An 11605-nucleotide genomic window follows, 5' to 3' on the forward strand; every position below is an offset into this window, starting at 1 on the left:
AGAGTTCCTGTAAGAAATCATTTACGATGATTTCAATGGCTTACGATCTCGCGAAAATCAGCATGACACCCCTGATGGAACCGGCTTTTCGCGCCGGTATCGCACTCGCGCGTCTGGACGAGCGCATCGCCCGCTCAACGGTCGGCAAGGGCCTGATTGAACGATCGCATTTTGCCGACGCTTGCGCCTCGCTGTGGATCGACGGCGAACTCGTCCATCTCGAAGACCTCGTCCTCCACGACGCCACCCGCGACATCCGCACGCCCACCCACGAACTGACCATCGCCCGCGACGTTCTTCGTACGCGCCAGCGCATCGCCGCTCAGTCGCCGAACTGGGCACTGTCCGCAGACGGTATCCGAAATCTGCGACAGATGTCGGACATTAATCCGGTCGGCGCTGAGGCAGGGGTAGGCGGCGGCACCGAACGTCGCGCGGTCAACATCGATCCGGAGGGGGAGGGGGATGGTGGTGACGACGCCAATGATCTACCCGGCGTCGATTATGCCGCTATCGATGCGGTGCTGGCGCGGTCGGAGTCGGCCATCGAGGACGCCACCCGACCTAGTCGCGCCGGTGGCAGCCGTGCTTCCGAGAAGGATCCACTGGTCTATGATCTCGACTGGGATGAGGATGGCCGGCTCGACGAATGGCGCGGCGTATTGCGCCAGGCCGAAAACCTGCCGGCGGTGCTGCAAGCGATCGTCGCCCTCGATGCCTGGAATGAGCTGTCGGTGCTGCAGCATGCGTCCTGGCTCGGCCGGCTGTTTTGCGCCTCGATCCTGCGACAGGCCGGCATCACCACCGGCGCCCATCTCGCCGCCATCAATCTCGGCCTCAAAACCATTCGCGTCGATCGGCGCCGGCATCGCGACCGCGAAACCCGGCTGCTCGCCATCGCCCACGGATTTCTGGCGGCCGCCGAGATCGGCATGAAAGAACATTACCGGTTGACGCTGGCGAAGACGATGATGGATCGGAAGCTGGAGGGGCGGCGCACGTCTTCAAAACTGCCGGAACTGGTCGAGCTGGTGATGGCGAAGCCATTGGTGTCGGCCGGGATGGTGGCGAAAACGCTGGAGGTCACGCCGCAGGCGGCGCGGCGGATCGTGGCGGAGCTGGGGCTCAGGGAGATGACCGGGAGGGGGAGGTTTCGGGCGTGGGGGATTTTGTAGGTCATCCTCTTATTGCGCCGCAGACAGGGCGCTCCGGACGCAGATAGAAGCAGAACTCGTGAATCTGGCGATGAAGGATGAGTTGGATGGACGTTCGCTCCATAACGATAGAGATGGTTCGTTCCTACGCGCAGGCCTGCGCAGATGTTCACCTTTGCATAGAACGTCTTCGCACAAGCGGATATGATCTCCTGGTCATACCCTCGCGAGGTGCGAGCCCCTTTGTCGACGGCGCCTGGAGCTACGCTCACGCATTGCGCAACGAGAAATACGCTGACTTTGATCCGGCTGCCCCGCGTCTCAAACCGATAGAGGAACTCTACGTTCCGTTTACAGCCGACGTCGCGGACGATTTTCCAATCCCTTCATCAGTCATCAGGCGATATTGGTCACGTGTGGTTGCTGCGATGGTAAGACGTGATGGACATGATCCGGCCCTGCAGTTTCACCTTTTTCTCCGCTCGTTGTCGGGGGAGCTGGCAATGGGCTCGACAAATATTAAGGGCGGCGGCTCAGGTCGCTTCATATTCATCGATACCGTTGTCTCAGGTCGGGCCGTCTGCGAAATCGCGGATGCCTTCGCCCAACAGGGGGTTGTACAGTGTCATTACATATTTCTCATTGATGAAGCTGGCCGTCGTCTTAAGCCGGAGCATCGTCAAAAGATCGACGCTCTCGTGGCCGCAGGAACGGCCACCAAAATTCTTGTTGATCGAATTTTCACAGAGGATGAAGGTCCCGCCATGAGCGGCATTTGGACCGTTACTTTTCCGGTCTTAATGCTGAAGGCTCAGAATATGATCGAAGGACTGGAAGACGCTGTTGGCGCCGGCCTCTATTACCACGAGGTTGCCAAGCGCCGGGACCGGTCGAACTCCGCAATCACCGTTTCAAACGGGATTCTTGGGACGATGCTTTTTGCCGCTGTACGTGGAAGTGACGATAGTGCAGCTCGATTTCTCGTAAAATTTCAGGATCATGTCTCCGGATCTGGGTTGCAGGGCCAGGATGTGACAAAGTGGATCGCGGATCCACTCATCATGGCAAATTTGCCCGCAGTTTCCAATACAATCGTGTCGGGGTCACATGTTCTCCGTGCTCAGATGTCGGAAAGCGACGCTCAGAAGATTGTCGCGTCATTCCTGGATCAGCAGGCCCTGTCACCCAAGCCGAACCTCTGACGTCCTTATGGCAAGATTGGATTTCTGGAGAAGACATGGATAGAGCGGGCGCCTCGCGAAAGCGCAACGTACAGGTGCTCTCTCGACATGACATTGCCCGGTCGGTCCGCATCCAAGATGATGGCATGATGAGCCTCGAGACCTTTCAACAATAGGGTCGAGCCGACTGCCTTCGTTGGAATGACGCGCCCGGCGTGTCGTTGCTGTTCTCTCAAGGCCGCAATGGTCTCTCCGAGATCGCGGCGGGTCGCGGCGGAACTCGACAGCGCGTCGACCATGATGTTGAAGGCACTATGACGATAGACGCGCCTGTCACGATCTGCCGCCATCGCCTTCATGAAGCCAACTGCTTCGGCGTAACCCCCGTTGCGGGTGAGCGCTATCGCCGCTGTTTCTGGCGGCGTCGGTAACGTCCTGTTTCTATCAGCCTCGATAGATTGCAGGCGAGCCAATAGCTTGTCGCCGTAGACATTCGTCATCACCTTGATCAGAAAACCGATACAGGCGTGAAGCAGCGATGTTCCGCTTCGTCCATTCATGCTTAATGCGGATCCAACAACGTCCCCAAAATCTACAGGTTCCACCACGCTCACGCCGTAAGCGCGGCTCGCATAGCTGTGCCGAGACTCGGCAAGCTTCGAATCGCCGACGATGAGAATGCTGTCATTCGGATGCTCACGCGAGATGTCGTATTGTACCTTAATCTGCTCGGTGATCGCGGCCGCGGTAACTCCGCCGAGTGGGTGCCAAAAGACGCGGCCCGGACAGGATCTAAGGTCAATGCTCAACCCTTGCTGAAGCAGCCCGCGCACACCAAGCAACCAATTGCCGAGGTCGTTCGCTCCGGCATTGTTCCAACGCCACGGCGTTCCGAGATGCCCGATCCGCGGAAACGTCGAGGCAACATTGCTGTTCCAGTCGGCGAGGGGATCCGCTCCGAATCCGAAAACTGCTTGCATCGGATCGCCGAACACAACTGTCGGAATGGCATTTGCAATCCCGCTGACGATTGCGTGCTGGCTGATCGAGCAATCTTGATACTCGTCGACCAAGAGCCGACCATACGTCGCCGCTATCTCGCGCGCGATGTCTCCCGATCGACAGAGTGTGCCAACGGATGACTGAATGGCCGTATAGTCTGGTGCAGCGAGCGGGTTATGTCTGTAGCCCGCTCGTTCTGGAAACATTGCGATGATTGAAAGCGCCCAGCCGGCTATGGTGTTCAGACGATAGTTCGCCGCTGGGACATTTCCGCGCTTCAGTCGCTGGCGAAGTGCCGCCACGCCAGCCGTCGTGTGTGTAAGGATCAGGGTCGGCTTCAAGGACCCGCCGGCGACGCAGCCCGCAATGAGCTCGGTCTTCCCGCATCCGGCTGGTGCCTCGATGTGACCGCGTCTTGCTTCAATGATTTCGGCGACCGTGACCATGCACCTTAACCGGAATTGCGGGGTGGATTCGGCACTGGAGATATCCACTGCCAAAGTTGGTCGATCGGTCCAGTGAGCAATGAGTTTGCTTGCGTCCAAACTGGCGAGACAACTTCTCGGAGCGCTCGCTCTGCTGGCTCGATGTCCTTGAACCATTTTCCGTCGCCGGCACATTTGCCGAGGATCGGGCGCATCACTTCCGTGAAACTGGAGCAGCAGCTCTGCAGACTATATTGGTTGCCGCTCACGTTTCGAATCTTGCTGTCGACAGAATCAGCAGTGCGCCAGTCGCAAGCAATGCCCAGAAGCGCAGGGATGTGGCTGCCCGGGATCGATGCAAACAGGGCTGCTTCGGTGGAATAGCCATCTAACCACCGGAATACGCTGACCCCGGCCGTCTGCAGCGCAGCGTAGACATCCGTTCCATAGGTCACGTCCGAATCCATTAGCAACGCGGTCCGGTATCCCATCCGCGCAAAGATGTGGGCTCGTTCGATCATCGATGATCCACCACCGTCGGCCCAATGGCAACCATGCGCCAACATACTGGGAAGAGCTGCGTCCTGCCGGTGGAGATCGATGCCCCTGATCAACCCGATTTCTGTTTTTCCTTCACAGACGATAACGCTTGGAGCCAAGAAGGCCTCCGCGCAGGCGCGAAGCGTTTTTTGTGCCGACTCATCTCCTCCAAGTGTCGTCATCCAGTTTTGCGTTATCTTGCGAGCGGGATTTTCGTGCGAAATCGTCTGGGTGTGTGAGCGTACGGCAAACAGCTGGACTGCGGCCAACTCTCGCAGCACGATAGGGGAATGGGTTGTTAAAAAGACCTGTTGGCTTTGGTCGTTTCGCTTGGCGCCGAGTGAATCCAGAAGCCTCACAATGCGGTAGGGCTCTAGACCGAACTCGACCTCGTCCACGATGAAGATTGACGAGCGACCAACCGCTCTCTGGAGACCAGCCACCAACAAACGTGATGAGCCTGAACCAAGATTCTTCAAAGGAATCTGGTCTTGATCGTGCAACGAAATAGCTCCTCCCGACAGCGCAACGCCTTTGGCATCGAGTAGGGCTTTAACCTCGTCGACCTTGATACCCATCTCATTTGAGATCCGTTTCGAGGCTTCGAGAATTGTGTCAACGCCTTGGCACCCCTGATCGGCAAACGCTTGTCTGGCCTGCCTGGATGCCGATGCAAGCGCGGCGGACGCCTGCGTCGCATCTGTCGACAGCTTGCCGAGAACCGATCTCGGCCCGAGCGCCATATGATGGGCGGCGATCGCGCCCAGCCGGACGGGCGAAATCTTTTGTCGATGCTTCCACTGGAGGTTTTTCTCCCGACCCTCAGCCGCGGGGCCAGGCGAGAAAAGCAGCCACTGAGGTTCCAAGTCATCGCGGACTATCAAACGAACGGTGAGAACCGTTTCGAGCGATGCGCTTGTCTCATTGTGCAGCTGGCCGGTGGAGAAATCCCACCCTCGAAAAAAATGTCCATAGGTCTCTAGATTGCGGAGCTCGTCATCGAGGTCGCCCAATGTGATATCGATCGTTATTGGCTCTGAGATGTTGCCGAGATGGAAATCTACATCGGTGAAGGCGAAGTTTTGCCGACTGCTCAGGCAAAGATCGATCGCGTCGAGGATGGTTGATTTGCCGCTGTCTCCCGGTCCGATTAGGCAGTTGATGCCGGGGTTGGGCCACCACTTCAAATAGGAGATGCGGCGAAAGTTCCTAATCTCGACCTCTCGAACTACAGCCACCGGTCTCGCCTTTCCGCTTTTACTTCTCAATCTTAAGTATCACCAGATTCGCCGTCTGGTGATGGGGAGAAAGTTGGAATAGGCTATTTGCCAACAGAAACATTCATTGCATTCGGTCCAGTGCGATATGGTTTACTTCGATGCCGACGAGCGGGGCCTGATCCTCGAATACGAACCTGAGTTTAACAGCCCGTCTTGGGTGAGTGACGAGCTGAAAGAAAAGGGCGAGGTCACGGTCAGTAGGGCCTTCACGTTTGTGATGCGTGACTTGCTGAATCGTCGATCGAAGCGAACGGATGAAGATCCGATCTATCGGTTCCGATTTGCGAAAAGGGAGGCCGGCTATTTTCGAATTCCTGGCCGCGTTTTGGGATGTGAACATGACGTCCTCATCTCAAGCACGGAAATTTCTTTCGAGAGAAAGACCTTCGTCGCGGAGCGCAATGTGGGCATCTTTCGCCGTGTTGCTCGCGTAATGGAAGCCGACGGGGAAATTGTGGTCGGCGGCGACCGAGCAGGCGCCATTCCGGCCGCGGTTTTCCGTGAGCTCCTCAGCAAGTTTCCCAGCTCCATCGAGCTTGATCGGTATGCTAGTGCCCGTGTGGAAACAATCCTAGGAGAGTATCTTAAGAATATGTCGGAGGCGCGCGAAAAATACGAACGCTATCTCCATCGCCGCGGGTCCGTGGTTCCCGAGACGCAATTACCGCACACTGAATTGGGGGCGTTTGCGGGAGGGGGCGAAATCCTACGCTAAGCTTCAAGAACTATCGCGATAGCTGCAACATCAGAAAATCGGCCGCGCTCTGGTGAGCTGCTGAAGCGTTTCCTGTTCCCGGTCTCAAGAAAAAATCGTGCGCACCGCCTTCGTAAACATCAAGGCTAACGGGCCGTCCAAGCTGTTGGGCTGTCCGTTGCATCTCGCGACCAACCGACAAGGGAAACGTCCGGTCGGCACTTCCCCAAATCAAAAGCAGCGGCGGCAATGAACGGACAGGATGTGAATAGCCGTTCGGGAAACCACCATCGACCAACACCAGCGCGCCAATGTCGGATCGCCCGGCCGAAGCAGCCGAAGCGATTTGCGCGCCAAGGGAGATTCCGAGAACGCCAACCTTGCCGCCGTGGCGAGGCTGGCTCTCAAGATAGGCGACCACGCTTTGAACGGCGGAAATCCAGTCCGGCAACCGCTGTCCATAATAGGCGATGCGCACCCGCGCATTGTCCGCCGTGGCGATAGCGTTGAGATCGTCCGCCGACAGGACATGAACGAGATAGGCATTCAAACCCGCCGCCCGAAGCGTCTGGCCGATCTCATCATAAATGGAGGCCCCGAAGCCTTTGCTGCCACTCAGGATCACGACGGCCGGACATGTCGCGTTCGCGCAGTTCCCGAAGCTCTCGACCAGAACACGGCCGGTCGGCGTCGGCACGGTAAATTGCAGCCGGGATGCAGCATGAGCATTGAGGAACATACCTGCGAGAAAGACGAGAACGCACGAAAACAAGCGCATATACTTCTAAAACTCCATTCCTTGGCGTCGTGACACAGTTCGCGATCGGCCCATACCAACCGCCCTAATCAAGCGGCTTATCTTCGGTGGGAAGACTATGCTCGGCCCAATCTTCCTTCGGGATCGGATCGCCCATGAGAAATTCAAAGGCCGCAACCTTCTTATGGTCTGGGGTGAGGTCACATTTGAATTGCAACCTATACCAATCTCGCTTGCTGTGCAGAGCCGCCCCCTCTGCCGAAAAAGAGTTTCCCGATAGTTTCGGGTCGTCCATCGCATAGGCTACAACGCGATCAGGCTGATACTCTTCGCTCCACGCTCCGACCTGAGCCATAGCTTCCAAATTGCATAGTTGTTCGATCTGATCCGCGGGCCTGAGCATCGCAAGCTCTTGTCTGGCATTTCGGCTTCTTGGATCGTCCAGCACCTTCTCCGACAACATGCGCAACGGCTTCACCACTGTTGGCGTTTCATCACGACGATGAACCTCGTCCGGGACCGCCTCTGGAATTGCTGGTGTCTTTAACGCAGTCTCGGGCGTTTCCGCCGGCATGCCCTCGCCCTGCCGTTTAGGAGGAAGATCAAGTTGCCGTGCCGACTTCGCCTGTTGATCGGTTCGGGGAGGGGGAAGGGTCACGATTTCCACCTCTATGCTCTGCTCCTGCGGCTCGGCCTGTTTCGGCGCGGCGGGCAAAAGCAGTAAGAAAACACCCACAAGGATATGAAGGAGCGCGGACCCCGCAAGGCCCCACCTGTTGAATCGATCCTCTGTCCGTTCCGCCAACCTCATGCAAGCGCGCTCAGAGAGCGGCAGCTACGAACGGGGGGAAGGCAATGCACACAGCCAAGATTGTTGTCAGTTTATGAGACTTAGGCATTCGATTGTTCCAGTTGCGGTAGGCCCAGAAGCCGTCTGCCATGGTCCCTGAGTTCGCCTTTAGGGCCGACATATCGGTAGAGGGTGACGCGCTCAATCCCGAGTTCCTTGCAGAGATCGGAGACAGATGTATCGCGCTGTGCCATGGCTGCCTGGGCGAGGCGAACTTGCGCTTTGGTTAGCGCGAATTTGCGACCGCCTTTGCGACCTCGTGCTCTGGCTGCAGCAAGACCAGCCAGAGTGCGCTCCCGGATCAGATCTCGCTCGAACTCGGCCAGCGTAGCGAAGATACCGAACACCATTCGACCGGATGCAGTCGTGGTGTCGATCTCGGCCCCTTTCCCGGTCAACACTCGCAAGCCGATCTTGCGTTCCGAAAGATCCTTCACCGTGTTGACCAGATGGGTGAGCGACCGCCCGAGGCGATCAAGCTTCCAGACCACCAACACATCGTCGGCACGCAACGATTTGAGGCAACCGGTCAGACCCGGTCGATCATCACGGTTACCGGAGGCGCGATCCTCATAGATGTTGTCTTGCTCAACGCCGGCTGCGCGAAGAGCATCCTGCTGCAGGTCCAGAGACTGGGAACCATCTGCTTTGGAAACGCGGGCATATCCGATCAGCATGTTTCTTAAACGATGGTTTGAGGCGGCGCATCGACCGCAATTGCCTTGTTTCCCAGAACTGTATCTTAACCAGCGTCATAAACAAAGCATCTTGAACATTATCTGATTTTGAAAAAGGAACATGGATGCCGCGTCGTGTCACTCTAACCGATCGGCAGAAGGACGCGCTGTTGCGCCTGCCGACTTCGCAGGCGGATTTACTCAAACACTATACGCTGAGCGACGAGGACCTCGAGCATATCAGGCACCGCCGACGCTCGCACAACAGGTTCGGTTTCGCCCTGCAATTGTGTGTTCTGCGCTACCCCGGACGGGTGTTGGCTCCGGGAGAGCTGATTCCGGCGGAGGTGGTCGAGTTCATCGGAGCGCAGCTTGGCCTCCATGCCACCGATCTGGTTGACTATGCCGCCCGCGAGGAGACGCGCCACGAGCACCTTGCCGAACTGCGGATGCTTTACGGCTTCCGCACGTTCTCCGGCCGTGGCGCTCGTGAACTGAAGGACTGGCTTTTCCGGGAAGCCGAGATGGCGGTGTCGAACGAGGACATTGCCCGTCGTTTCGTGGTCGAGTGCCGCCGCACCCGCATTGTTCTTCCCGCGACATCGACGATCGAGCGGCTTTGCGCCACGGCTCTGGTCGATGCTGAGCGGCGGATCGAGACAAGAATTGCCAACCGTCTGTCTCCGCCGATCAGGGAGCAGTTGCGGGCATTGCTTGAGGATACGGTTGACGATCGTATGACCCGGTTCGTGTGGCTGCGGCGGTTCGAACCCGGTTCGAACTCTTCGTCGGTCAACCGGCTTCTCGACCGGCTGGAATACCTGCGACAGCTCGATCTCCCCGAAGATATTCTGGTCAACGTTCCTGCCCATCGAGTGACACGGCTGCGCAGGCAGGGCGAGCGGTATTATGCCGATGGCATGCGTGATCTTCCGGAGGATAGACGGCTTGCGATTCTGGCCGTTTGCGCATCGGAATGGCAGGCGATGCTCGCCGACGCCGTAATCGAAACCCATGACCGCATCGTTGGCAAGCTCTACCGGGCTTCGGAGCGCATTTGCCAGGAGAAGGTTGCGGACGAAGCGACTGCGGTGCGCGCCACCTTGAAATCCTTCGCCGAAATCGGTGGGGCCTTAGTGGATGCACAGGATGACGGCCAGCCGCTGGAAACCGTCATCGGCAATGGAGAGGGCTGGGACAGGTTCAAAACCCTGGTTGCCACGGCGGTCAGCCTGACAGGGACCATGACGGCCGACCCGCTCAATCATGTGCTTGACGGCTATCATCGCTTCCGCCGCTATGCTCCTCGTATGTTGCGCCTGCTCGATCTTCGGGCTGCGCCGGTCGCGATGCCGCTGCTCGACGCCGTGACGGCGCTACGTGGAGGTGCAAGGGTTTCGGTGCATTCCGACTTTCTGCGGCCAAGCTCGAAATGGCATCGTCATCTTCGTGCCCAGCCGGCTGGCGATATCCGCCTCTGGGAGATCGCGGTGCTGTTCCACCTGCGCGATGCGTTCCGGTCGGGAGATGTCTGGCTGGCGCGATCCCGGCGCTATGGCGATCTGAAGCAGGCTCTCGTTCCCGCGCAAGCCGTGGCGGAAAATGGCCGTCTCGCCGTGCCATTGCGGCCGGAGGAATGGTTGGCAGACCGACAAGCGCGCCTCGATATCCGGTTACGCGAGCTTGGTCGTGCCGCCCGCATCGGCACGATTCCCGGCGGATCAATTGAAAACGGCACCCTGCATATCGAAAAGCTTGCAGCCTCAGTGCCGGATGGCGCGGAGGATCTGGTTCTCGATCTCTACAAGCAGATGCCGTCAACACGCATCACTGATCTCTTGTTGGAAGTGGATGCTGCGACCGGTTTCTGTGAAGCCTTCACCCATCTGCGCACGGGGGCACCTTGCGTCGACCGGATCGGGCTGATGAACGTCGTGCTTGCTGAGGGGATCAATCTCGGCCTGCGCAAGATGGCCGACGCCACCAATACCCATACATTCTGGGAGTTGATCCGTATTGCGCGCTGGCATGTCGAGGGCGAAGCCTATGACCGGGCGCTCGCCATGATCGTAGAGGCGCAAGCCAATTTGCCGATGGCCCAATTATGGGGGACCGGTATCTCGGCATCGAGTGATGGCCAGTTCTTCGCCGCGACGGAGCAAGGGGAAGCGATGAACCTGGTCAACGCGAAATACGGCAATACTCCCGGCCTGAAAGCTTACAGTCACGTCTCGGACCAATATGCTCCGTTCTCAACCCAGGTGATTCCCGCAACGGCAAGCGAAGCGCCCTATATCCTCGATGGCCTGCTCATGAACGATGCCGGCCGCCATATCCGCGAACAGTTCGCCGATACGGGCGGCTTCACCGATCACGTGTTTGCCGCCTGTGCCATCCTCGGTTATCGGTTTGCACCACGCATCCGCGATCTGCCATCCAAAAAGCTATACGCGTTCAATCCTTCGTCAGCGCCAGCGCATTTGCGGACCATGATCGGCGGAAAGATCAATCAGGCCCTGATAGAACGCAACTGGCCCGACATTCTCCGCATCGCGGCTACCATTGCGGCCGGAAGTATCGCACCTAGCCAGATTCTACGTAAGCTCGCCTCATATCCACGACAGAACGAACTCGCCACGGCCTTGCGCGAGGTCGGCCGCGTCGAGAGGACCCTGTTCATGATCGACTGGATTCTGGATGCCGAGTTGCAACGCCGAGCCCAGATTGGGCTTAACAAGGGCGAGGCCCACCATGCGCTGAAGCGGGCAATCAGCTTTCATCGTCGGGGCGAAATCCGCGACCGTTCCGCCGAAGGCCAACACTACCGGATCGCAGGCATGAACTTGCTCGCAGCGATCATCATCTTCTGGAATACGATGAAACTCGGTGAAGTCGTCGCCAGAAAGAAACGCGAGGGGAAACAGCTATCGCCCGATCTGCTGGCCCATATCTCTCCGCTGGGATGGGAACACATCAACCTCACGGGCGAATATCGGTGGCCAAAGCCTTAGCGTAGGATTCCGCCCCCTCCCGCAAACGACCCCT

At 58.1% G+C, this 11605-nt stretch carries 9 protein-coding genes; 4 read left to right on the plus strand and 5 right to left on the minus strand.

Features of this window, described 5'->3' with window-relative positions:
* The first annotated feature begins 26 nt into the window (after positions 1 to 26).
* Together AB8B33_RS37080 and AB8B33_RS37085 are read left to right on the plus strand one after the other, a co-directional pair.
* Positions 27 to 1175: an RHE_PE00001 family protein gene (locus AB8B33_RS37080; protein ID WP_439019297.1), complete on the plus strand. Its 1149-nt coding sequence runs from the start codon at positions 27 to 29 to the stop codon at positions 1173 to 1175.
* An 86-nt stretch (positions 1176 to 1261) separates the two neighbouring features.
* Positions 1262 to 2356, plus strand: coding sequence for a hypothetical protein (locus AB8B33_RS37085; RefSeq protein ID WP_439019298.1), 1095 nt, complete (start codon positions 1262 to 1264; stop codon positions 2354 to 2356).
* Positions 2357 to 2361: 5 nt separating this feature from the next.
* On the opposite strand, the gene AB8B33_RS37090 is transcribed toward AB8B33_RS37085, so the two are convergent.
* Positions 2362 to 3783 carry a UvrD-helicase domain-containing protein gene (locus AB8B33_RS37090; protein WP_439019299.1) on the minus strand — a complete coding sequence of 474 codons (1422 nt, stop codon included), beginning with the start codon at positions 3781 to 3783 and terminating at the stop codon, positions 2362 to 2364.
* 5 nt (positions 3784 to 3788) lie between these two features.
* Positions 3789 to 5540, minus strand: a complete 1752-nt coding sequence (locus AB8B33_RS37095; protein WP_439019300.1) for an ATP-dependent nuclease — start codon at positions 5538 to 5540, stop codon at positions 3789 to 3791.
* 127 nt (positions 5541 to 5667) lie between these two features.
* On the opposite strand from AB8B33_RS37095, the gene AB8B33_RS37100 reads away from it, so the two are divergent.
* Positions 5668 to 6297, plus strand: coding sequence for a hypothetical protein (locus tag AB8B33_RS37100; RefSeq protein WP_439019301.1), 630 nt, complete (start codon positions 5668 to 5670; stop codon positions 6295 to 6297).
* A gap of 10 nt (positions 6298 to 6307) precedes the next feature.
* On the opposite strand, the gene AB8B33_RS37105 is transcribed toward AB8B33_RS37100, so the two are convergent.
* From AB8B33_RS37105 to AB8B33_RS37115, 3 genes are all read right to left on the minus strand, one after another.
* A complete protein-coding gene (locus tag AB8B33_RS37105; RefSeq protein WP_439019302.1) occupies positions 6308 to 6973 on the minus strand; it encodes a dienelactone hydrolase family protein in 666 nt (221 codons plus the stop codon).
* A gap of 145 nt (positions 6974 to 7118) precedes the next feature.
* Entirely contained in the window at positions 7119 to 7700 is a 582-nt protein-coding gene (locus tag AB8B33_RS37110; protein WP_439019303.1) for a DUF930 domain-containing protein, read from the minus strand.
* Between the two features lie 224 nt (positions 7701 to 7924).
* On the minus strand, positions 7925 to 8560 hold the full coding sequence (locus AB8B33_RS37115; RefSeq protein WP_262519108.1) for a recombinase family protein: 636 nt from the start codon (positions 8558 to 8560) through the stop codon (positions 7925 to 7927).
* A 125-nt stretch (positions 8561 to 8685) separates the two neighbouring features.
* Between AB8B33_RS37115 and AB8B33_RS37120 the strand changes: the two genes are divergently transcribed.
* Entirely contained in the window at positions 8686 to 11571 is a 2886-nt protein-coding gene (locus tag AB8B33_RS37120) for a Tn3 family transposase (protein WP_439019304.1), read from the plus strand.
* The last annotated feature ends 34 nt before the right edge of the window (positions 11572 to 11605 follow it).

This window comes from Rhizobium sp. 768_B6_N1_8 (assembly GCF_051811225.1).
GTDB lineage: Bacteria > Pseudomonadota > Alphaproteobacteria > Rhizobiales > Rhizobiaceae > Rhizobium.